20 protein-coding genes and 1 pseudogene are annotated in these 22,125 nt (G+C 65.1%); 11 read left to right on the top strand and 10 right to left on the bottom strand.

What is annotated here, in order from left to right:
- Positions 1-102 precede the first annotated feature (102 nt).
- Genes CH273_RS01175 through CH273_RS01160 form a run of 4 tightly spaced genes read left to right on the top strand, consistent with a single transcriptional unit; the run spans position 103 to position 5,937 of the window.
- The gene (locus CH273_RS01175) at positions 103-1,626 is read left to right on the top strand and encodes a cytochrome ubiquinol oxidase subunit I (protein ID WP_032396299.1); all 1,524 of its coding nucleotides are present in this window, start codon (positions 103-105) and stop codon (positions 1,624-1,626) included.
- Between the two features lie 9 nt (positions 1,627-1,635).
- Complete coding sequence (gene cydB / locus CH273_RS01170) at positions 1,636-2,673, top strand: cytochrome d ubiquinol oxidase subunit II (RefSeq protein ID WP_032395908.1); 1,038 nt, start codon at positions 1,636-1,638, stop codon at positions 2,671-2,673.
- Positions 2,667-4,358, top strand: a complete 1,692-nt coding sequence (gene cydD / locus CH273_RS01165; protein ID WP_032396298.1) for a thiol reductant ABC exporter subunit CydD — start codon at positions 2,667-2,669, stop codon at positions 4,356-4,358. The genes cydB and cydD overlap by 7 nt, the downstream gene beginning before the upstream one ends.
- Entirely contained in the window at positions 4,351-5,937 is a 1,587-nt protein-coding gene (locus CH273_RS01160) for an amino acid ABC transporter ATP-binding/permease protein (protein ID WP_052049645.1), read from the top strand. The genes cydD and CH273_RS01160 overlap by 8 nt, the downstream gene beginning before the upstream one ends.
- Positions 5,938-6,132: 195 nt before the next feature.
- On the opposite strand, the gene CH273_RS01155 is transcribed toward CH273_RS01160, so the two are convergent.
- The gene (locus CH273_RS01155; protein ID WP_052049779.1) at positions 6,133-6,774 is read right to left on the bottom strand and encodes a heme-binding beta-barrel domain-containing protein; all 642 of its coding nucleotides are present in this window, start codon (positions 6,772-6,774) and stop codon (positions 6,133-6,135) included.
- 384 nt (positions 6,775-7,158) lie between these two features.
- Between CH273_RS01155 and CH273_RS01150 the strand changes: the two genes are divergently transcribed.
- Entirely contained in the window at positions 7,159-8,649 is a 1,491-nt protein-coding gene (locus CH273_RS01150; RefSeq protein ID WP_032395906.1) for a cutinase family protein, read from the top strand.
- A 78-nt stretch (positions 8,650-8,727) separates the two neighbouring features.
- On the opposite strand, the gene CH273_RS01145 is transcribed toward CH273_RS01150, so the two are convergent.
- The 5 genes from CH273_RS01145 to CH273_RS01125 all read right to left on the bottom strand — a co-directional run bounded on the left by CH273_RS01145 (position 8,728) and on the right by CH273_RS01125 (position 11,844).
- Complete coding sequence (locus CH273_RS01145) at positions 8,728-9,033, bottom strand: DUF1416 domain-containing protein (protein WP_032395905.1); 306 nt, start codon at positions 9,031-9,033, stop codon at positions 8,728-8,730.
- 1 nt (position 9,034) lies between these two features.
- Positions 9,035-9,871, bottom strand: coding sequence for a sulfurtransferase (locus CH273_RS01140; protein WP_032395904.1), 837 nt, complete (start codon positions 9,869-9,871; stop codon positions 9,035-9,037).
- Positions 9,872-9,909: 38 nt separating this feature from the next.
- Positions 9,910-10,395 carry a DUF4395 domain-containing protein gene (locus CH273_RS01135; RefSeq protein ID WP_032396296.1) on the bottom strand — a complete coding sequence of 162 codons (486 nt, stop codon included), beginning with the start codon at positions 10,393-10,395 and terminating at the stop codon, positions 9,910-9,912.
- A gap of 253 nt (positions 10,396-10,648) precedes the next feature.
- A complete protein-coding gene (locus CH273_RS01130; protein ID WP_032395903.1) occupies positions 10,649-11,068 on the bottom strand; it encodes a thioredoxin family protein in 420 nt (139 codons plus the stop codon).
- Positions 11,065-11,844, bottom strand: a complete 780-nt coding sequence (locus CH273_RS01125) for an LmeA family phospholipid-binding protein (RefSeq protein ID WP_032395902.1) — start codon at positions 11,842-11,844, stop codon at positions 11,065-11,067. The genes CH273_RS01130 and CH273_RS01125 overlap by 4 nt, the downstream gene beginning before the upstream one ends.
- Positions 11,845-11,974: 130 nt before the next feature.
- Here CH273_RS01125 and CH273_RS01120 point away from each other — a divergent pair, with 130 nt between their 5' ends.
- From CH273_RS01120 to pstB, 6 genes are all read left to right on the top strand, one after another.
- A complete protein-coding gene (locus CH273_RS01120; RefSeq protein WP_032395901.1) occupies positions 11,975-12,736 on the top strand; it encodes a winged helix-turn-helix transcriptional regulator in 762 nt (253 codons plus the stop codon).
- Entirely contained in the window at positions 12,737-13,642 is a 906-nt protein-coding gene (mshD, locus tag CH273_RS01115) for a mycothiol synthase (RefSeq protein ID WP_032395900.1), read from the top strand.
- A gap of 202 nt (positions 13,643-13,844) precedes the next feature.
- Positions 13,845-14,945: a phosphate ABC transporter substrate-binding protein PstS gene (pstS, locus tag CH273_RS01110; RefSeq protein WP_032395899.1), complete on the top strand. Its 1,101-nt coding sequence runs from the start codon at positions 13,845-13,847 to the stop codon at positions 14,943-14,945.
- Positions 14,946-15,032: 87 nt separating this feature from the next.
- Positions 15,033-16,070, top strand: coding sequence for a phosphate ABC transporter permease subunit PstC (gene pstC, locus CH273_RS01105; RefSeq protein ID WP_032395898.1), 1,038 nt, complete (start codon positions 15,033-15,035; stop codon positions 16,068-16,070).
- 3 nt (positions 16,071-16,073) lie between these two features.
- Positions 16,074-16,982, top strand: a complete 909-nt coding sequence (gene pstA, locus CH273_RS01100; RefSeq protein WP_032395897.1) for a phosphate ABC transporter permease PstA — start codon at positions 16,074-16,076, stop codon at positions 16,980-16,982.
- Positions 16,983-17,019: 37 nt separating this feature from the next.
- On the top strand, positions 17,020-17,796 hold the full coding sequence (gene pstB, locus CH273_RS01095; protein ID WP_032395896.1) for a phosphate ABC transporter ATP-binding protein PstB: 777 nt from the start codon (positions 17,020-17,022) through the stop codon (positions 17,794-17,796).
- A 134-nt stretch (positions 17,797-17,930) separates the two neighbouring features.
- Here pstB and phoU read toward each other — a convergent pair whose 3' ends face one another.
- The 4 genes and pseudogenes from phoU to CH273_RS28050 form a co-directional block, all read right to left on the bottom strand.
- The gene (gene phoU, locus CH273_RS01090; RefSeq protein WP_032395895.1) at positions 17,931-18,605 is read right to left on the bottom strand and encodes a phosphate signaling complex protein PhoU; all 675 of its coding nucleotides are present in this window, start codon (positions 18,603-18,605) and stop codon (positions 17,931-17,933) included.
- Positions 18,606-18,671: 66 nt separating this feature from the next.
- Positions 18,672-20,594, bottom strand: a complete 1,923-nt coding sequence (locus CH273_RS01085; protein ID WP_032395894.1) for an LCP family protein — start codon at positions 20,592-20,594, stop codon at positions 18,672-18,674.
- Positions 20,595-20,712: 118 nt separating this feature from the next.
- A complete protein-coding gene (gene dusB / locus CH273_RS01080) occupies positions 20,713-21,852 on the bottom strand; it encodes a tRNA dihydrouridine synthase DusB (protein ID WP_032395893.1) in 1,140 nt (379 codons plus the stop codon).
- 122 nt (positions 21,853-21,974) lie between these two features.
- Positions 21,975-22,125: pseudogene (locus CH273_RS28050) on the bottom strand (acyl-ACP desaturase); the annotation flags it as partial.

Below are 22,125 nucleotides of genomic sequence, written 5' to 3'. Positions count from 1 at the left end.
CCCTACTACTACTCGTAGTAGTACTGTCGAATTCGTCGCGGGCCAACGCCCTGACCTGCGGTGTTACCCGTCACAGTACGGGTGGAAGAGTTCGGAGCCTTGATGGACGCCTTGGATGTCTCACGATGGCAGTTCGGTATCACCACCGTCTACCACTTCATACTCGTTCCCCTCACGATCGGCCTCGCTCCGATGGTGGCTGCCATGCAGACCATGTGGGTGATCACCGGCAAGGACTCCTGGTACCGACTGACCAAGTTCTTCGGCAAGCTCTTCCTCATCAACTTCGCCCTCGGCGTCGCCACCGGCATCGTCCAGGAATTCCAATTCGGCATGAACTGGAGCGAATACTCCCGCTTCGTCGGTGACGTGTTCGGCGCTCCGCTCGCACTCGAAGGCCTCGTCGCCTTCTTCCTCGAATCCACGTTCCTCGGACTGTGGATATTCGGATGGAGCAGACTCCCCAAACTCGTTCACCTGGCCACGATCTGGCTCGTCGCCATCGGCGTCAACGCCTCGGCGTTCTTCATCATTGCCGCCAATTCCTGGATGCAGCATCCCGTCGGCGCGATCTACAACGAAGAGACCGGCCGCGCCGAACTGACCGACATCTGGGCCCTGCTCACCAACAACACTGCACTGGCAGCATTTCCACACGCCGTGGCCGGAGCGTTCCTCACCGCCGCGACGTTCGTCGGAGGCATCTCCGGCTGGTGGATGGTCCGCGAGGCTCGTAAAGCGAAGACCGAGAACGAGTTCGACACGCTCCCGGCCCCGGCCACCGGGGTCACTCCGCAGGCTCCGCTCCCTGCCACCGACTCGCGTTCGATGTTCAGGTCGGCAGCGCGCATGTCCTTCATCGTCATGATCGTCGCGGGCGGCGCGCTGGCCATCACCGGAGACATTCAGGGCAAGCTCATGTTCGAGCAACAACCGATGAAGATGGCATCCGCAGAATCGTTGTGCGACACCGAGACCGGAGCCAGTTTCTCGCTCCTGACCGTGGGCACCCACAACAACTGCGAGTCCGTGGTCCACCTCATCTCGATCCCCGGCCTCACCTCGTTCCTGGCGGAGAACGACTTCGGTGCCACCGTGCAGGGAGTCAACCAACTGCAGGAGCAGTACGAGCAGCAGTTCGGCCCGGGCAACTACAAGCCCAACCTGTTCGTCACCTACTGGGCATTCAGGATGATGATCGGACTGGCCGCAGGCTCAGCACTGCTCGCGATCGCGGGACTGTGGGTCACTCGGGGTGGCCGGATTCCCGACCAGAAGTGGTTCTCGCGGTTGTCGCTGCTGGCCATTCCGACGCCGTTCCTCGCGAACAGCGCCGGTTGGATCTTCACCGAAATGGGCCGCCAGCCATGGGTCGTCGCACCCAACCTGTCCGGCGTCGATCAGATTCGGCTCACCGTCGACCAAGGTGTCTCGGACCATCCCGTCGGCCTCGTTCTCGCCTCACTGGTGACGTTCACACTGCTCTACGCCGCTCTCGGTGGGGTGTGGTTCTACCTGCTCCGACGCTACGTGGTCGAAGGGCCTCTCGAACACGACGCGCATCCGCACGTCGACCCACCGGAATCGGAAGACGAAGAGCCCAAACAGCTCTCGTTCGCCTACTAGGGGATAGCAATGTCACTGCCCGAATTCTGGTTCTTCGTCATCGGCTTCTTCTTCGTCGGCTATTTCGTGCTCGAAGGGTTCGACTTCGGCGTCGGAATGCTCATGCCCATTCTCGGGCGGCACCCCGATTCCGCCACGGGGGAGAAGCGTCGACGCACCGTACTGAACACGATCGGCCCGGTCTGGGACGGCAACGAAGTCTGGCTCATCACCGCAGGCGGCGCGCTGTTCGCAGCGTTCCCCGAGTGGTACGCAACATTGTTCTCGGGCTTCTACCTGCCGCTGCTGCTGATCCTGGTGGCACTGATCCTGCGCATCTGCGCCATCGAATGGCGTGGCAAGATCGACGATCCGGTGTGGCGCAGGCGCTGCGACATCGGCATCGGTATCGGCTCGTGGGTACCGGCGGTGCTGTGGGGCGTTGCCTTCGCCAACATCGTGCGCGGCGTCGCCATCGACGAGAACAAGAAGGTCACCGCCGGCTTCTTCGATCTGCTCAACCCCTATGCACTGCTCGGCGGAGCCACGATGGCACTGGTGTTCGCGCTGCACGGCGCGGTGTTCATCGCACTCAAGACCTCGGGAGACGTGCACGAGGACTCGGTGAAAATCGCGACGCGACTGGCAATTCCGGCAGTTCTCGTCGGCGGATCATTCGCTGTGTGGACCCAACTCGCCCACGGCAAGACATGGACCTGGGTACTCGTCGGCGTGGCAGCGGTGGCCCTGCTCCTCGTCGTCGCGCTGACGGCGAGAGTGCGTGAAGGCTGGGCCTTCGTGTTCACCAGCATTGCCATCGTTGCGGTTGTGGTGCTGCTGTTCGCCTCCCTGTTCCCGAACGTCATGCCGTCCAGCACGGATGCCGCCTTCGATCTCACCATCGCGAACGCGTCGTCCAGCCCGTACACACTGAAAGTGATGACCTGGGCCGCAGCGTTCGCCGCACCCGTCGTCATCGGATACCAGGGGTGGACGTACTGGGTCTTCCGCCAACGCATTTCGAGTGCCCACATCCCGGACTCGATCGGACTGACGGTGAAATCGTGACCGCCTCCGCTCGCACGCGGGGACCGGTCGATCCCCGACTGTGGAAATACTCTCGATCCGCGCGGGGCTACCTGATCGTCACGGTTGCACTGTCGACCGTCGTCACGCTCTGCATCATCGTGAGCGCGTTGACAATCGGAACTGTGCTGGCAGGGGTCATCACCGAACCGACGGCCAGATCGCTGTCCGCCTGGACGACGGAACTGGCGGTGCTAGCGGGCGCAGTGGCCGTCCGTGTGCTCGCAACCGGAGCTCAGTCCCGCTACGCGCACCGGTCGGCGTCACGTGTGGTGGCCGAGCTGGAAGTGGAGGTGCTCACTGCAGCAACGCGATTCGAGCCTCGCGAGCTCGACCGGGAGCGGGAAGAATTGGTCGTCGTCGTGACCCGAGCAATCGGGGGTCTGCGGGCGTACCTGACCGGATACCTGCCGGCGCTGGTGTCGGCGGCCATCGTCACTCCGCTGGTTCTGATCGTCATCGTCACCCAGGACGTGACGTCGGCGGTGGTCATCGCGGTGACCTTGCCGCTCATTCCGATCTTCATGATTCTGATCGGGTTGCTGACCAAGGGCCGAGCCGCGGCGACGCTCTCCACGATGACCAGGCTGTCTGCACAGTTGCTCGATCTTCTGGCCGGCCTGCCGACCTTGCGCGCGCTGCGTCGCGAACACGGACCGGCCGCTCGCATCCGCGCACTGGGTGACGCGCACCGACGAACCACCATGCGCGCGTTGAAGATCGCCTTCCTGTCGTCGATGGTGCTCGAGTTGCTCGCGACCCTGTGTGTCGCGCTCGTGGCCGTCGGCATCGGATTGCGCTTGGTCTTCGGCGAGATGACTCTCGAAGCGGGCATCATCGCGTTGATCCTGGCCCCCGAGGTGTACTTCCCGCTGCGCGCCGTGGGGACCCAGTTCCACGCAGCAGAGGACGGCGTCGAGGCCGCGGAGCGCGCCTTCCGAGTCCTGGACAGGCGTACGACACAGCCGACCGGCCGCCGGACCGTCGACGCTGCGACCGCGAACATCGAACTCGCCGGACTCACCGTCGCGAGCCGGGACGGCGACGCTCCGGCCCAGTTGAGTGCGCTGTGCCGACCGGGCACCATCACGGTACTGACCGGGCCCAACGGCTCGGGTAAATCGACTGCACTGCACGCGGTTCTGGGACTCACGACGCCCACGAGCGGCGCGGTTCTGGTCGGCGGTGTGCCCGTGGTCGATCTCGATCTCGATCGATGGTGGGCACAGGTCGCCTGGCTTCCGCAGCGGCCGATATTGCTTCCCGGCACGCTCCACGAGAACGTCACCCTCCACGGCATGCCCGACGCCGCCGCACTGGACGCGGCCTGCCGCGCTTCGGGATTCGATGCCGTACTGCGAGAGCACCCGAACGGCTGGAACACTCGCGTCGGTCAGGGTGGAGTCGGTCTGTCGCTCGGCGAGCTGCAACGTCTGGCCCTGACCCGAACGTTCGTCTCCGCTGCTCCGGTGATGGTGCTGGACGAGCCCACGGCGCACCTGGATGCGGCGAGCGAACGGACTGTGCTGCAGGCCCTTCGAGATGCAGCCGATCGCGGGGTCACCGTGGTGATGGTCGGTCACCGGCGCTCGGTACTGCACGCCGCAGACCGCGTCGTCGAGGTGCGAAGCAGCTCAGAGGTGGCACGGGAGTTCGATCATGTCTGATCTACGACGCGCGCTGGCCCTGTTCGAGCTGTCCCCACGGCGGGTGGCACTGGCCGTGGCCGCAGGCGTGGCAACTCTCGGCAGCGCACTGGCACTCGCCGCACTGTCGGCATGGTTGATCACCCGAGCCTGGCAGATGCCTCCGGTGCTGGATCTGACCGTCGCAGTGGTGGCCGTTCGTGCATTGGGCATCTCCCGCGGCGTGTTTCGCTATCTCGAACGATTGACCACACACGACGCGGCCCTGCGCGGTACGACGGCAGCACGCACGAGGATCTACGAACGACTGGCGAACGGGCAGGGCGCGCTCACTCTGCGGCGCGGTGACGTCCTGGCTCGCACCGGGGCGGACGTCGACGTGCTCGGCGACGTCGTCGTACGCGCGATCGTTCCCATCTGCGTCAGCGTCGTGATGATGCTCGCAGCCGTGGGCCTGGTCGCCGGTATCGCGCCTGCTGCCGCGTCGATCCTGGCGGTGTCCTTGCTGATCGCGGGGGTGGGCGCACCGATCCTGGCGGCGCGGTCGGCACGGGTCGCCGAAGAGGCCGGAGCCGACGCCGACGCGCGGTTCACCGAGACGGCCGTTCGGGCACTCGACCACGCCGCAGAGCTGCGGGTCGCCGGACGACTCGACGCGACGCTCACCGAAGCCCATGGGGCAGCTCAGGACTCGGTTCTCGCACGCGACCGGGCGGCACGACCGTCGGCGCTGGCCGATGCCGCCGGTCCGCTGTCGATCGGTGCATCGGTGATCGGGTCCTTGCTCGTCGGCATCGGGCTGTACGGACCGACCGGAGGCACCTCAGGTGGCATGACACCGATGGCCCTGGCCATCGTCGTGCTGGTTCCGCTGGCCGCCTTCGAGGCGACGGCGGCACTGCCCGGAGCGGCAATCGCCCTGATGCGTGGACGAATCGCGGCAACTCGAATCCTCGCCATGCTCGATGCGGCTCCGCCGCAGTGGCGTGGTTATGTGCCCTCTGAGGCACTTGACCGCACCACTGCGCGAAGCGCACTGATCGGACCCAGCGGATCGGGCAAGAGCACGATGCTGCGGGAGTTCGCCGAGGAATGCGGTTCGGAGGCAGCGCTGTTCGCCGAGGACGCGCACCTGTTCGACACCTCGATTCTGGAGAACCTGCGAGTGGTGCGCGGCGATGTGGACGAGCAGGAAGCAATCAGGGCACTGCAGAAAGTCGGCCTCGGTCCATGGCTCGACGCTCTGCCTCTCGGAGTCCACACCACCCTGGTGGGCGGCGCCCAGGCAGTCTCCGGGGGAGAGCGCCGCAGACTGCTGCTCGCGCGGGCCGTGCTCAGCACGGCACCGATCGTGCTGCTCGACGAACCGACCGAGCACCTGGACCGAATCTCCGGCGAATCGATACTGCGCCAGCTGCTCACCACGGACGGAGGATTGTTCGGAGCCGACCGAACAGTGGTGGTCGTCACCCATCAACTGCCGGAGCACACCGACGCCGACCAGGTGATCGACCTCGGCTCGGACAGTGCGAAAAAACTCTTTGCCGACTCGGAAACTCGGGCGTACGTTGTGAAGTACACGAGAGAGGAGGTGGTCTGAAGTTGATGAACTCTAGGACGCGTGAGGTGGCTGTCAGCTAGCCGCAATCGCTGACGGATTCACTGCGAAGACCGCGCGAGCGGCAAGCGAATCCCAGACAGCTACCCGGCCCCCGAGCCCCCGACCTGTCCGGTCGGGACCTGACATCAGGTATGGCTCGGGGGCCGTTCGCGTGCAGTGGGTAGTGCTGGAGAGTCAGCCGATGTAACGAGTCAGGCGCGCGGACAACCGCGGTGCCAATGGGCCGTCGGCGACGACTCGTTCTTCGACGTACGCGAGATCCCCGCCTTCGACAATGCCGTAGAGCCGCTTGGCCCCGCCGACCAACGCACCCGATGTGCTTCGGATGACGACATCGGTGGCCAGTTCCCAGGACGACTTGGTGAGTGCATGGCCGTAATACAGTTCGACGACGCCGGTGCTGTGTGTCAGCAACAGCTCGACGACCTCTTCGTCCTCGGAACCCTTGAGCCCGTTGCCACCGCTCATGCGCCAGAACCCGGTTTCGCGGAGATCGGGGTGTGCGAAGTTACCGTCGGAATTGAGTCGCCACGAACGTGATTCCCAGCTCAGGTAGCTACCGCCGTCGTGGGTGACGACGATCTGCTGACCGAAGGGGTAGTCGGTACCGGACTCGGGGTCGTGGCCTTCGCCTTCACCGCGCCACACGCCGACGAGAGGCAACAGAGCGAGCATCGACGGGTGCAGATCGGGGCCGAGGCGGAGGTTGGCCGTGTCGTCGGGATGCGGGATGTCCGGCAGGACCGGAACGTTCCGCGTCGACGCGTCGGCGAACTTCTGCTCGGCAGCCGCTATTGCTTCGTCGCCACTGGTGATGGGGGTGTCGAGCCCCTCGTCAGCACTGCCGGGTCGACCCGCAACCGGTTCTGTCACGATTCGTCGTTGACCAGTCGGTAGACGACATACAGCGAGAACGCGATGATGGCTACTGCCGCAAGCGCCAGCAATACCTCGAAGAAGATGACCACGAGAGCGAGTTTAACCCGCTGCGATCGTCGTCGAGAACAGCGGCCCGAATCCGGGCTGTGTCCTTGGTGACATCTACCCAACTTCGGGGTCGTCAGTGCGCTGGATCACTCGTATTGATGGAGAAAGTCCGGCGAGCAGGTACCTTCTTCGGGGGGCGTCGGGTGCTCGAGGGCGAGGGCTCGACGTTTTTCACTGTGTTCTGTCTCGAAGGCTGGGGAGGTCTCCGTAACAATGCTGCGTCGTAAACGGACATCGTCGTTCGGATCCGTGTCGTTCAAATCGGCGGTGTGTGCACTGGCGTTGGCTCTCGCCGCACCGGCAGCCGCGCTCGCCGCCCCGGATTCGGGATCGGCGGATTCCGGCTCGTCCGACTTCGGGTCGTCGCAGGGCCCGAACATCGACCCCAACAATTACGCGCAGGACTGCCCGGATGTGTTGATGCTCGCCGTGTCCGGTGCCACCGACTCGGATTCGGGGCGCAATCCTCTGAACGAGGAATCGTCGACCGTGGCGTCGAACTGGGTCGGCAACGTCACGGTTCCCACCGGTGAGGTCAATGCAGGCAGCCCAGGCACGGTCGGCTGGCTGTACGTTCCCTACGCATCGACGTACGGCGTCGGTGTGCTCGACGACGTTTCGACCTATCAGAACACCATCGCCGAAGGCATCGCGTCGACGAATCGTCTGATGGACGAGTACAAGACCAAGTGCGGTGACAGGACGAAGTTCGTTCTGGTCGGGTACAGCGTCGGCGGCGAGATACTCGACCGGATGGCCGTCGAGATCGGCCACCGCAATCCCGACGCGCTGGTCACCGCCGACGATATCGCCGGAGTGATGATGGTCGGATCGCCGTACCGGCCGGCCGGGGTGCCGAATTTCGATGACGAGCCCGGCGAGTCGCTCGGTGGATTCATGGACCAGTCGCCTCGGGACTACGGAACGTTGACCGACAAGGTCACCTGGTCGTGCCGACCCTGGGATCTCTCGTGCGATGCACCCGACAAGATCGAACTGCTGCAGCTGGCCCTGGGGGTTCTGGGCCAGATGCGCTTCACCCTGCTCAACCCCGTTCAGACGGTGGCCGATTTCGCCCGGACGGTGTCCACGATCGCCACTCGTGCGATCGTCGACATCGCGACGAACAAGTCGTGGCTCGAATCGGACGAAACGCTGCTACAGGTCCTGGTGAAGGTGTCCGACCAGCAGTATCAGGTCGACGACGCCAAGGCGGTGGCGGCTCTGTCCCCCGACCAGCTGCTCGCCGACCTCAACTGGGCACTCGGGCCGGGTGCGGACACCGTCGAGGCCAAGCTGCGCGCCGAGGGCGAAGGAATGGTCGAGAACAACAAGGGCATCGCCGACGTCGTACTCGGGCCGTACCTGCTGCTCGGATTCCTGCAGCACCTGTCGTACTGGTACAACGACCCCAACGACGGTTACGAGTGGGAGAGCGAGAAGATCGTCGCGTGGGTGACGGACCTCGCCCGCACCGAGCGCGAGAAGAAGCAAGCACCTGCTCCCGACGCCGCCGCACCGCAGGACGCGCCCGCCGAGGCCCCGGCCGAACCTCGACTGCTGCCGGAGCCGGGGACGGTCACCCAGATCAGCGATCTCGGCGCGTTCCTCGAGTCCCAGGGAATCCCGGTACCGGAAGGGATGTTCCCGCCGCAGTACTCGACGGTTCCCGATCCGGCGGCCCCGGCACCCGTTCCCAACTAGAGGCCTCCGGAAGAGCGAAAAACCCCCGCACCTGCGAGCAGGTGCGGGGGTTTTCTCGTGAGATACGAACGGGCGGAATCAGACTCCGACGGTGACGTTCGCCGAGTGCACGCCTGCGCCGTCGGGAGCGATGACGGTGTCGCCGTTGCCCGATGCCGACAGTGCACGCAGCGTCCACTGTCCGGGGGCGGCGAAGAACCGGAAGTCTCCGGTGCCCGACGCGACGACCTCTGCGGTGAATTCGCCGCTGCCGTCGAGCAGACGCACGAAAGCGCCGGCTACGGGCTCACCGTCGCCTGCGAGGACGCGGCCGGTGATGACCGTCTCCTTCTCGACGTCGACGCCTGCGGGGATGGTCTGGCCTTGCACGGGTGCTCCACACATATCAGCGAACCTCCAGCTCGATGGGTGCTCCGACGAGAGAGCCGTATTCGACCCAGCTGCCGTCGTAGTTCTTGACGTCTTCCTTGCCCAGAAGCTCCTTGAGGACGAACCAGGTGTGGCTCGAACGCTCGCCGATGCGGCAGTAGGCGATGGTGGCCTTGCTGTCGTCGTAGCCCTTGGTCTTGTACAGCTCTTCGAGCGCTTCGTCGGACTTGAACGTGCCGTCCTCGTTGGCGGTCGTGCTCCACGGGATGTTGATCGCGGATGGCACGTGGCCACGCTGCTGCGCCTGTTCCTGCGGAAGGTGAGCCGGGGCGAGGATCTTGCCCGAGAACTCGTCGGGCGAACGCACGTCGATCAGGTTCTTGTTGCCGATGGCGTCGATGACCTCGTCGCGGAACGCGCGGATCGACAGGTCGGGTGCCTCGGCTCGGTACTGCGTGGTCTCACGGCTGACGACGTCCTTGGACAGCGCGCGGCCGTCGAGCTCCCACTTCTTGCGGCCACCGTCGATGAGCTTGACGTCCTTGTGGCCGTACAGCTTGAAGTACCAGTAGGCGTAGGCGGCGAACCAGTTGTTGTTTCCGCCGTACAGGACGACGGTGTCGTCGTTGCTGATGCCCTTGGCCGACAGCAGGTCCGAGAACTGTTCCTGGTTCAGGAAGTCGCGGCGAACCGGGTCCTGCAGGTCCTTGCGCCAGTCGAGCTTGACCGCACCTTCGATGTGTCCGCCGTCGTAGGCGCTTGCGTCTTCGTCGACCTCGACGAAGACGGTCTTCGGTGCGTTCAGGTTCTGCTCGGCCCAGTCGGCAGAGACCAGGACGTCGGAGCGGGCCATGGTGTTCCTTTCGGTGTTTCTCTATGGATCGGTGTAGGTCAAGCAGTGGTGCGCGAGGTGGTGCGCAGTCGCGCAGCGAGGGGGTAGATCATGCAGCCGAGGCATACCGCGAATGCGGCGTTGAGGAAGGCCGCGAACAACGCGAAGCCCGTGGCCACGGTGCCGACGACGGGAGCGCCGAGCGCGAAGCCGAGAACTCCGACGGCGGCGAACACGAAGCCCACCAGTTGAGCGAACTTCAACGGTGCCACCGGCTCGCGTTCGCTGGTGGGGGACAGCCTCGGTGCGACGAATGTCGCGTAGATCGTGCCGTACGGACTGTGCTTGGGTCCGCGGACGGCTCCGATTCCGAACACGATCGCCTGTAGCCCGAGCAGGATTGCCGCCGCGGGGACCGAGAACGTGGTGAGGACGAGAACGAGGACCAGGACGGCGGTGGTGATCCATGCGGCGAAGCGCGGTCCGCGAACATCGACCTGGTCGACGGTGGTGTCGGTGGTGGTTCTGGTGTCGGGTGTCGACATCGAGATGTACTCCTGTGCGAGGCCGGGGCACGCCGGATGGGCAGTGCTCGGACGTGGATTTCGATCATCGGGCCGGACATCACGCATGGGCGTGGCGGCAGAAGGAAATCAGCAGCAGCGACAGCAACAACCGCCCAGTCGGCACAGATCAACTGTGCGTCGACTGGTGAGCATCAGCTCGCGGCGGGAGAACACGAAGAGCATCCTACCCGTTACCAGCGTCGGGTCCTACCGTCGGTCTCGGGAGGGCCGGTCAGAGGTTGTCGAGCGCGGACCGTAGCGCCGCAGCGGACGGCACCCCCGCGATTCTGGAGCGCCGTTGCAATGCGCTGTCGAGGACGAAAGTCGTGGGCAGTGACAGCACGCCCAGCTCGCGGGCGAGGATCGGATGGGCGTCGATGTCGAGTTCGAGTTCCCGAGCGTCGTTTCGCCCGTCCAACACCTGCCCGACGACGCGTCGCACAGCTGCGCACGGCCCGCACCAGTCCGCCGAGAAGTGCAGCACCGTCGCGGAGTCGGTCGCGGCACCTGCGTCGAGCAGAAGTGGGTACAGAGCGTCGGTCTCGGATTCGGTGGTACGCACTGCCCGCACTGCACCCGATCGGCTGCGGAGGAACAATCCGGTGGCGACGGCCAGTATCGCCACGACGACCAGAACTGTGATACCTGTCACGGCTTCTCGATCTCGTTGAGGTCGATGGTCACGTTATCGCCCGACCCTTCGATGACGATCTGCGAGCCCTCCGCGTAGACGTCGGTCGGGAGGAGCCCGAAGGGCAGGCTCTGACGCTCGATGGTCTTGGTGAACAGCCCCAGCACCGTGGGCTCGGCGAAATCGGGGATCGAGAAATCTGCCTGACCCTCCGGGCCGAAATAGAAGTCCGACGCCACGATGGCGACGCTGTCACCTTCGAGCAACAGATCGGCCTTGACGCTCACCGTCGTCTCGAGGGGGCCGACCGGAACCGTTCCGGTCAGCACGACGCCACCGGTCGTGGTCTTGCCCGACCCACCGGAACCGCCGGTACCGTCCGACTTGTCGGCCGGCGGGGCGGAAACCTGCAGGTCGACGATGCCGAGGAACCGGCCGAGGTCCGTCGCCTCGATACGGACGCGGCCGTCGAGCTCGTCCACCGGGATCGCTCGAACGTTGTTGTCGATCAGGTCGGACAGCGCGATGTGCACGCCGCGGAGATTGGCCTCGATCGTCGTCGAGCCGACGTAGTCGGTCGGCACGTCCTGCGCTCGGATCTCGATGTTCTGATAGCGGCCGTCCGCCGCCTGGGTGAGGAACGGGAAGCCGTGCACGATCACCTGAGGGTCCGAGGTGAGCTCACCGCCCGCGCGGATCGCGCGGGAGACCCGGTACTCCGAGTAGGCCGCTGCGCCGAAATCGACCACGAGCGCGAGGGCCAGCAGGCTGGCGAGTCCGATGAGAAGTGTGCGCACGGGTCCATTGTGACCGACGGATCGCGTACTGCCCTCTTCGGCCGGTTGTACGGACAAGCTAGTCTGTGTCCTTGACGATCACTCCAATCCAGCCTGGGCTGGACCGGCCAGCAGTAAGAATGGAGACGCAGTGGAGCTCCTACTACTGACCTCCGATCCCCATCCGGAGGGCGTTCTGCCGTCCCTCGCTCTCCTGGCGCATCACGTACGCCCGGTGCCCACCGAGGTGTCCTCGCTTCTCGAAGCCGGTTCGGCAGACATCGCACTGGTCGACGCGCGCACCGATCTCGCTGCTGCTCGTGGTCTGTGTCGCCTGCTGGGGAGTACCGGATCGGCCATCCCCGTCGTGGCAGTTCTCACCGAGGGCGGACTCGTCGCGGTGAACTCCGACTGGGGCCTCGACGACATCCTGCTCCCCGGCACCGGCCCCGCGGAGCTCGACGCTCGACTGCGGTTGCTGGTCGGCCGTAGCGGGGGAGTTGCCAGCCCGGAGACCTCGGGCAAGATCACGCTCGGCGAACTGGTCATCGACGAAGGCACGTACACCGCGCGTCTACGGGGCCGTCCGCTCGATCTGACCTACAAGGAATTCGAGCTGCTGAAGTATCTGGCTCAGCATGCGGGCCGGGTCTTCACTCGCGCCCAGCTCCTGCAGGAAGTGTGGGGCTACGACTTCTTCGGTGGTACGCGCACCGTCGACGTCCATGTTCGACGCCTCCGCGCCAAGCTCGGTACCGAGTACGAGTCGCTCATCGGAACCGTGCGGAACGTGGGATACAAGGCTGTTCGTCCGGCGCGCAATGCCAAGGGTGGACCGGTGGCATCGGATGCTGCCGGCGGGGATTCCGACGATGCGGATTTCGAGTTCGAGCAAGAGAGTACGCTCTCGTAGATGAGTTCGGATCCTGCCTTCGACGTCCATTCGATCGACGGCGGAGCACCGTCTTCCCGAGTTTCCTACGAGATTCATCGAATCCTTTCGCGCGCAACGGAAGCCGACGGCACTGCGCCCTTGTCGGAGCAGGCCGTGAAGGCCGTCGACGACGGCGACGAGGTCGTTCGGTTCGTCGCGACCGAAGACGATCGTGTGGTGGGCTACGTCGGAATCGCCGACGGGATGGCCGAGGCCGTCGTCGACCCTTCCTTCCGCGGTCACGGTGTCGGGCGCGAATTGGTTTCTCACGCACTCGATGTCGGCTCCGATACCCGTATCTGGGCGCACGGCAATCTGCCCGCCGCACGGTCCGTCGCTGCGGCGCTCGGGCTGCAGGTCGTTCGCGAGTTGCTCCAGATGCGTCGCTCGTCCGGGCATCCCGATCTTCCGGATGTTGTTGTGCCGGAAGGTATTTCACTCCGAACCTATCGGGGGCATCAGGACGACGCCGAGCTGCTGCGCGTGAACAATGCGGCCTTCTCGTGGCATCCCGAACAGGGTGGCTGGACCGATCGCGACATCGACGCACGGCGAGAAGAATCGTGGTTCGATCCGGCGGGCCTGTTCCTGGCGTTCGAGGAAGGCAGTGACCGCCTCCTCGGTTTCCACTGGACGAAGGTCCACCGGGCCGAGGGTGCGGAACCGGCCATCGGCGAGGTGTACGTGGTCGGAATCGACCCGCAGTCGCAGGGTCGTGGTCTGGGGCGGGTGCTGACGCTGGCCGGCCTGCACTATCTACGCAGCAGAGAACTGGGCCAGATCATGCTCTACGTCGAGGCCGACAACACCGCTGCCGTGCACACGTACACCAAGCTGGGCTTCGAGAACTACCACGTGGATGCCGCCTACGCGCGCAGTGCGTGAACGGACACACCGACTGCGGTGTTCATCTCCCGTTCACCTATGCGGGGGTAAACGTCTACCACCTGCCCTTACCTTTCTCGATGGGCGACAACCTACGTCGCCTGGTGCGAGGTTTCTTTCGGAGCCGGCACCCACACAGTCACAGCGCGGCCGCTCAGGTCCGAGCCGTGGACACGGCCTACAGATTCCCCGGAGGAAACAGGTGAACCTCAAGCGCAACGGTGCTCTCATGAGTGCAGTGGCCATCAGTGCCATGTTGCTGACCGCATGCGGTAGCGACGCCAACGTCGCCACCACGGACGGCGCATCCGACTCCTCGGCTACCTGCGAGGGCAAATCCCCGCTGACCGGCGAAGGCTCGTCCGCGCAGCAGAACGCAATGTCCAACTTCACCTCGATCTACTCCGGCGTGTGTGCCGGCAAGGCAGTCGAGTACACCACCAGCGGCTCGGGTAACGGCCGCACGCAGTTCGTCGCCGGACTGGTCGACTTCGCCGGCTCCGACTCCGCGATCAAGGACGAGCAGGCAGTCGAGGCGGCCACCCGCTGCGACAGCAACCCGGCGTGGAACCTTCCGCTGGTCTTCGGACCGGTCGCCGTGGCCTACAACCTCGACGGCGTCGACAACATCGCGCTGAACCCGGACGTCATCGCGCGCATGTTCACCGGCCAGATCACCACCTGGAACGATCCCGCCATCGCCGCACTCAACGAGGGCGTCGACCTGCCGGCCACCGCGGTCACCCCCGTCTACCGCTCCGATTCCTCGGGCACCAGCGACAACTTCCAGCGCTTCCTCGCCGCTTCGGCTCCCGAGGCGTGGACCCTGAACCACAGCTCCGACTGGGCCGGCGGCGTCGGCGAAGGTGCCAACGGATCCTCGGGCGTGGCCCAGGCAGTCGCGGCCACCCCCGGCTCGGTCACCTACGTCGAGAAGGGCTTCGCCGACCAGGAGAGCCTCGGCACGGCTGCCGTCGACTTCGGCAACGGACCGGTCGAGCTCACCACCGAGTCGGCTGCCGCAGCCATCGATGCGGCAACGTTCTCCGGCGAGGGCAACGACCTCGTCATCGACATCGACGCGCTGTACGCCAGCAACGAGGCCGAGACCTACCCGCTGGTTCTCGCAACCTACGAGATCGTCTGCTCGGCGGGCTACGACCCCGAGACCTCGGCAGCAGTCAAGTCGTTCCTGCTCAGCGCAGCCAACGAGGGTCAGCAGGGCCTCGAGGAAGCCGGCTACGTGCCGCTCCCCGAGTCCTTCAAGGAGCGTCTGACCACCGCTATCGAAGCAATCGCCTGATTCAATGAGACGTAACCCTGCTTCGGCTCGTGGCAACGCGAGCCGAAGTAGGACCGTCCTCGACCTCCACACGAGACAGTGAGCGGTATGAGCGACACCCACTCGATGACCGGCGTCCCCTCTGCGGCTACCGTGCCCACCGCGGGTGCCGCGCACAAACCGGAAGAACCACAATTGTCAGACAAGAACAAGACGGGGACCGTCACACGTCCCGGTGACAGGATCTTCTCCGGCCTCGCCAAGGGCTCGGGCATCTTCATCATCGCCCTGATCGCCGCCGTGGGCATCTTCTTGCTCTGGCGTGCCATCCCCTCACTGTCGAACAACACGGTCAACTTCCTGACCTACAACGGCGCGTGGGACACCTCCAACACCTCGGCCATGGTGTTCGGCGTTCTCGATCTCTTCCTGGTCACCGTCACGGTGTCTCTCTTCGCGCTGATCCTCGCGATGCCTGTCGCACTCGGCATCGCCATCTACCTGACGAACTACGCACCCAAGCGAGTCGCGGGACCGCTCGGTTACGTCATCGATCTCCTGGCCGCAGTTCCGTCGATCGTCTTCGGCCTCTGGGGCCTGTACGTCCTCGCGCCCGCCATCAGCCCGTTCGCAGAGTGGCTGAACGCCAACCTGGGTTGGTTCCCGCTCTTCGGCACCGGCTCGGTCTCCATCGCAGGCGGTGGCACCATCTTCACCGGTGGCATCGTGCTCGCGGTCATGATCCTGCCGATCATCGCAGCCGTGACCCGCGAGGTCTTCATGCAGACGCCGAAGGGGCAGATCGAAGCAGCTCTCGCCCTCGGAGCCACCCGCTGGGAGGTCGTGCGCACCACGGTCATTCCGTTCGGAAAGTCCGGCTACGTCAGCGGCTCCATGCTCGGTCTCGGTCGTGCACTCGGTGAGACCATCGCGCTCTACATCATCATCCGCAGCACTCAGGCAACCTTCGGCGGAACATTGTTCGACGGCGGTTCCACGTTTGCCACGAAGATCGCGCTGGCCGCGGGCGAGTTCAACAACCCGCTCCAAGCCGGTGCCTACATCGCCGCGGGTCTGGTGCTCTTCATCCTCACCTTCGTCGTCAACGCCGGTGCCCGCGCCGCCATCGCCGGAAAGAAGGACTGACCCGTGACCGCAACCATGGACAAGCCCGTCAAGGAACCGACGTTCCAGGGCGTCAGCGCTCGGCGTAAAGCGTCCAACCTCACGGCGACGATCCTCGTCAGCCTCTCGGTGCTCGTCGCACTCGTACCGCTCATCTGGGTGCTCTACACGGTGATCTCGCGCGGACTGTCCGCCGTGGTCTCGCCCACCTGGTGGCAGAACTCGCAGGCCGGCGTCACCCAGTTCATCGCAGGCGGCGGCGCTTACCACGCCATCGTCGGAACACTCCTGCAAGGACTGTTCTGCGCCATCATCTCCATCCCGATCGGCATCTTCGTCGCCATCTACCTCGTCGAGTACGGGGCCGGTACACGACTGGCTCGAGTGACGACCTTCATGGTCGACATTCTGACCGGTGTTCCGTCGATCGTCGCGGCCCTGTTCATCTACGCGCTGTGGATCGCCACCTTCGGATTCCAGCGCTCCGGTGTCGCCGTCGCATTCGCCCTTGTGCTCCTGATGATCCCCGTGATCGTGCGCTCGGCCGAGGAAATGCTGCGCATCGTCCCGCAAGACCTGCGCGAGGCGTCCTACGCCCTTGGCGTCCCGAAGTGGAAGACCATCGCCAAGATCGTCATTCCCACGGCCCTGTCCGGCATCGTCACCGGCATCATGCTCGCCCTGGCCCGCGTGATGGGCGAGACGGCACCGGTGCTGATCCTGGTTGGATCGGCCACCGCCATCAACTTCAACATCTTCTCCGGGCCGCAGACGTCTCTGCCGCTCATGATGGTCGACCTGCAGAAAGCAGGAACCGGCGTGCTCACCGCTGAGCGCATGTGGGGAGCAGCCCTGACGCTGATCCTGATCGTCGCAATACTCAACATCGGCGCGAAGTTGGTCTCGAAGTTCTTCTCGCCCAAGAACTTCTGACCCACCCGACTCCAGCGAATTCTAAGGAACGAAGAACATGGCAAAGCGTCTCGATCTCAAGGACGTCAACATCTACTACGGCAAGTTCCACGCCGTCTCCGACGTCACTCTGGCCGTACCGCCGCGCAGCGTCACCGCGTTCATCGGGCCGTCCGGATGCGGTAAGTCGACCGTCCTGCGTTCGCTGAACCGTATGCACGAAGTCACCCCGGGTGCCCGCGTCGAGGGTTCGGTGCTGCTCGACGGCGAGGACATCTACGGCAGCGGCGTCGACCCCGTGGGTGTGCGTCGCACCATCGGCATGGTCTTCCAGCGCCCCAACCCGTTCCCGACGATGTCGATCCGGGACAACGTCGTTGCGGGCCTGAAGTTGCAGGGCGGCCGCGGCAAGAAGGAACTCGACGAGATCGCCGAGCGCTCGCTCAAGGGAGCGAACCTCTGGAACGAGGTCAAGGATCGCCTCGACAAGCCCGGTGGCGGCCTCTCCGGCGGTCAGCAGCAGCGTCTGTGCATCGCTCGCGCGATCGCCGTCTCTCCCGACGTCCTGCTGATGGACGAGCCGTGCTCGGCTCTTGACCCCATCTCCACCCTCGCCATCGAGGACCTGATCCAGGAACTCAAGCAGGACTTCACGATCGTGATCGTCACGCACAACATGCAGCAGGCCGCCCGTGTGAGCGACCAGACCGGCTTCTTCAACCTCGAGGCGACCGGCAAGCCCGGCAAGCTCATCGAGATCGACGACACCGAGAAGATCTTCTCCAACCCGACGCAGAAGGCCACCGAGGACTACATCTCCGGCCGCTTCGGATAACCACACACGAACGAAGAAGCCCCCGCTGAGCACAGGCTCGGCGGGGGCTTTTTCGACATCTGCGCTCGTTGCCCCGATGCGAGAACCGAGTAGCGTTGCAGCGCAGCGCTACTCGGTTCTCGACGAGGGCAGGCCTACGAGGTGGGGATGTTGTTGTGGCTCAGGTCGATGGGCAGCTCACCCGTCACCAGGAAGATCACTCGACGGCCGACCTCGACGGCGTGGTCGGCGAACCGCTCGTAGAAGCGACCGAGCAGGGTCACGTCCACCGCAGCAGCGACCCCGTGGCTCCACTCACGGTCCATCAACACCGTGAAGAGGTGACGGTGCAGATCGTCCATCGCCTCGTCCTCCTCCTGCAGCTTGGCAGCGCGCTCGGGATCGCGGGTCTCGAGGACCTCACGAGCCGACGCGCCGATCTGGACGGCGAGGCGACCCATCTCGGCGAAGTACCCGTTGACGACCTCGGGGAGGGCGTGGTTCGGGTGCCTGCGGCGGGTGATCTTGGCAACGTGCAGTGCGAGCGCGCCCATACGGTCGATGTCGGCAACGATCTGAATGCCGGCCACCACCGAACGGAGATCGCCTGCGACCGGAGCCTGCAGGGCGAGAAGGGTGAATGCCTTCTCCTCGCACACCGCGCTGAGCTCGGTGATCCTGTCGTGTTCGGAAATGACCTGCTCGGCGAGCACCAGGTCTGCTTGAAGGAGGGACTGAGTGGCCTTTTCCATGGCCGCACCAGCCAGGCTCGCCATCTCTCCGAGGAGATCGGCAAGCTCGTTCATCTGTTCGTTGTAGGCGACGCGCATGAGCGAAGTTTAGTAGCTCACACCGACCAGTTCCCTGTCCCGAGGGTTAACGGAGCATGAATGAAGTCAGGCGCACGTGTCGTCGGCCGCGTTGGTGTACGAGAGATCCTCCGGAAGGGGCGCACTCTGGGTGGTTCCTTCCACCTGAGTGGGATCGATTTCGGTACCGAACGCCGTCGGGTACTGGGTGTATCCGGGATAGTTCGAGCCGAGCACGACCTCGACGACATTGTTCAGGCTCGGTGCCAACTCGATGGCGGCGCCGGGAATCGCCGACGCGACCGTCGCAGCGGCGGCTTCCTGATCCTGGGAGTAGCGCACCACGGTCTGCGCTGCGGTGCCCGAGAAGTTGCCGACCGTCAGGATCTGGAATCCGTAGACCGCGAGTTCGTCGGACGCCGTCTGCGCCATCCCGGCGATGTCGGATGCGTTGGACACCTGAATCGACACGGTCGACGGGTCCACGGCCAACAGTGGCGCGTCGGGTACGGCGGCAGGTGCGGATGATTCGGGTGTCACCGGCTCCGCTCGTTCCTCGCCGGGCAACGGAGCGTCGTCGATGATGGCCTGGAAGATCGCACCGATCGCGTCGTCGTTCGGGATCTCGTTGCCGTAGTCGTTGGTGCCGGTGGTGGGGATGGTCAGGAAGGTGACCGCGCCGGCGTCCACGTTCTGCAGCGAGCGTCCCAGTGTCACCAGGTCCTGAGTCTTGACGTTCTCCACGAACGTGTCCGAGGTGAACGCGTTGACGAACCCGTTGAGCTTGCCGGGATCGAGCAGCACGTTGTTCGAGAGCGCGGACCGCAGCAGCGACGACAGGAAACGCTGCTGTCGCTTGATGCGGCCGTAGTCGCCGTTGCCCTCGGACTCGACGTTGCGAGCCCGAACGTAGTTCAGCGCGGTGCGGCCGTCGATACGTTGTGTTCCGACGTTGGGAAGGACATTTCCGAGTTCGTAGTCGAACAGGGGTTGCGCGGTGCAGACCTCGACGCCGCCGACCTCGTCGACCATGGACTCGAACCCGGCGAAGTCCATCCCGACGAAGTGTCCGATACGCAGGCCCGAGATCTTCTGGATGGTCTTGACCAGACACTTCGGGCCGCCGAGGGCGTAGGTGGCGTTGAGCTTGTCGCCGTAGGCCTCGGGGAACATCTCCCCGGTGTAGGTATTGGTGATGTTGTCGAACTGCTCGCACTCCGGCCGCGTCACGTCGAGGTCGCGGGGGAAGGACACCGCGACGACGCGACTGCGGTCGGCGGGGATGTTGACCAACATGACGGTGTCCGAGCGCGATCCCTCGGCGTCGGCGACGGTTCCGGCTCCCACCTCGCCGCTGGCCCCGGCGCGGGTGTCGGTGCCCACGATCAGGTACGTCTCGTCACCGTACTGGCCTGCGGCGTCGACGACGTCGGTCGAATCGGGATCGAGAGCGGCGACCTGGAGAAATCCTTGATCGGTGTTGCGTAGGTATCCCCACACCACTCCGGTCAAGGCCACGGCCAGGATCGCGACGAGGGAGACCAGGCTTCGGCCGATCATCCGTACCCGACGGCGGCGACGTACCCGACTCATCGCCAACCGCGTCAGAGTCGGTCGATCCGCTGCGGGCGCGCCCACCGGTTCCGGTGCCGCATGCGGCGGCGGAGTCGGCGGCACTGCCCGGGCAGGCGAGGGAGTGGAATCGGTGATGGGGGCGATGACCTCGGTCGGCTCTTCGACTTCGGGACGTTCGTCAGGCACCTGCCGCATCGATCCCGAGCGCGACATCTTGTCCACCAACTCGGCGACCGAGACGGTGTCGGCGTTACGCGGTGATCGTTTGCCGAGCCTGCCGCTGTCTCCGGGCTGCGGTGGTTGCTCTGCGTCCGGTGTTGCAGGACGTTCGGAGCGAGGTGGGCGCTGTCCGGAACGTCCGATTGAAGACAGCGGGCGCTCCCATGGGGCGCGACCCTCGGGCACAGACGGGCCCGACTCTCGATCGTCTCCCACGAATTCGAACCTGGCCTTCCATCACACGCACGCGCCGTCAACTCGGCAATCCCAGCCATAGTACTGACTCGAGCGGCATGGTCCACTCGTGCGAGGTGGGCTGCTGGTCAGCCGCGAATCAGCCGCCGGAATGCATCAGATCGGCACCGGCGGGAACGCAGACGTCCTCCGGGTCGTCGAGCCAACCGTCGGGCAACGCAACCGCGCCCGGCGAGCCCTGCCGACCACGGGGGCCTTCGGCGTCCTTGGGAAACGGAACGGTCGGATCGAGTTGCGCCAGAAGGTCGTCCAGTTCGCCGAGAGTGGACACCAACGCCATCGAGACCCGAAGATCCGACCCCGCCGGGAACCCGCGGAGATACCAGGACACATGCTTGCGTAGCTCGCGCAGACCCTTGCTCTCACCGTGATGTTGAGCGAGCAGCTCGGCATGCCGGGCGATGATGGTGGCCACCTCGCCGAGGGTCGGTGGAGTGGGTTCGGGCCTGCCGTTCAGGCGGGCGCTGAGTTCTGCGAACAGCCAGGGCCGACCCAGGCAACCACGCCCGACGACGACGCCGTCGCACCCGGTCTCCGCCATCATGCGAACCGCATCGGACGCCGAGAAGATGTCGCCGTTGCCCAGTACCGGGATGCCGGAGACGTGTTCCTTCAGTCGCGCGATCTCGTTCCAGTCGGCAGTGCCGGAGTAACGCTGAGAGGCGGTTCTGGCGTGCAGTGCCACTGCCGCCGCGCCCTCGCCTGCGGCGATTCGACCTGCATCGAGATGAGTGTGGTGGTTCTCGTCGATGCCGACGCGGAACTTGACGGTGACGGGAATGTCGGTGCCCTCGGTCGCCTTGACGGCCGCAGCGACGATACGACCGAACAGGTTCCGCTTGTAGGGCAGCGCAGCACCGCCGCCCTTTCGGGTGACCTTCGGAACCGGGCAGCCGAAGTTCATGTCGATGTGGTCGGCCAGATCGTCGTCGACGATCATCTTCGCCGCGTCGTACGTGGTGTCCGGATCGACGGTGTAGAGCTGCAGCGACCGCGGGGTTTCGGTGGGGCCGAAGGTCGTCATGTGCATCGTCGCCGGCTGGCGTTCGACGAGCGCGCGTGCAGTGACCATCTCGCACACGTACAGACCCGAGGTACTGCCCGCCCGCTGCAACTCCTGCTCCCTGCACAGCGTGCGGAACGCCACATTGGTGACGCCGGCCATCGGTGCGAGGACGACGGGGCTGGCCAACTCCAGCGAGCCGATCTGCAGTGTCATGAGAGAAGCCTTTGGAACGGAGGGAACGTGATCATGGTGACGGCGGTGGGCCGAGAGCGACGGCCCGAAAACAGTGGTGCCCGGCACCGAAGTCGGTACCGGGCACACCAGCCGATCTGAGCTTACGACGCGCGTGCTTCGGCCTTCGCGCGTTCGCGGGCGAGGGAGCGATCGCGCATCTCCTCGAACTTGGTGGCCTGACGCTCGAGGTCTTCGAGGAACGCGGCGAGTTCCTCGCGCTTGTTCTCGCCGCGGCCGGTGAAGTCGTTGCGC

Origin of the sequence: Rhodococcus sp. 05-339-2 (assembly GCF_002258965.1) — a bacterium.
Lineage (GTDB): Bacteria > Actinomycetota > Actinomycetes > Mycobacteriales > Mycobacteriaceae > Rhodococcoides.
This window is presented reverse-complemented; position numbering and strand designations above follow the sequence as displayed.

Coding starts and splice junctions, on each gene's coding strand:
- CH273_RS01175 (WP_032396299.1), top strand. CDS start 103: ATGGACGCCTTGGATGTCTCACGATGGCAGTTCGGTATCACCACCGTC.
- cydB (WP_032395908.1), top strand. CDS start 1,636: ATGTCACTGCCCGAATTCTGGTTCTTCGTCATCGGCTTCTTCTTCGTC.
- CH273_RS01160 (WP_052049645.1), top strand. CDS start 4,351: ATGTCTGATCTACGACGCGCGCTGGCCCTGTTCGAGCTGTCCCCACGG.
- CH273_RS01150 (WP_032395906.1), top strand. CDS start 7,159: ATGCTGCGTCGTAAACGGACATCGTCGTTCGGATCCGTGTCGTTCAAA.
- CH273_RS01145 (WP_032395905.1), bottom strand. CDS start 9,033: ATGTGTGGAGCACCCGTGCAAGGCCAGACCATCCCCGCAGGCGTCGAC.
- CH273_RS01140 (WP_032395904.1), bottom strand. CDS start 9,871: ATGGCCCGCTCCGACGTCCTGGTCTCTGCCGACTGGGCCGAGCAGAAC.
- CH273_RS01135 (WP_032396296.1), bottom strand. CDS start 10,395: ATGTCGACACCCGACACCAGAACCACCACCGACACCACCGTCGACCAG.
- mshD (WP_032395900.1), top strand. CDS start 12,737: ATGAGTTCGGATCCTGCCTTCGACGTCCATTCGATCGACGGCGGAGCA.
- pstC (WP_032395898.1), top strand. CDS start 15,033: ATGAGCGACACCCACTCGATGACCGGCGTCCCCTCTGCGGCTACCGTG.
- pstB (WP_032395896.1), top strand. CDS start 17,020: ATGGCAAAGCGTCTCGATCTCAAGGACGTCAACATCTACTACGGCAAG.
- phoU (WP_032395895.1), bottom strand. CDS start 18,605: ATGCGCGTCGCCTACAACGAACAGATGAACGAGCTTGCCGATCTCCTC.
- dusB (WP_032395893.1), bottom strand. CDS start 21,852: ATGACACTGCAGATCGGCTCGCTGGAGTTGGCCAGCCCCGTCGTCCTC.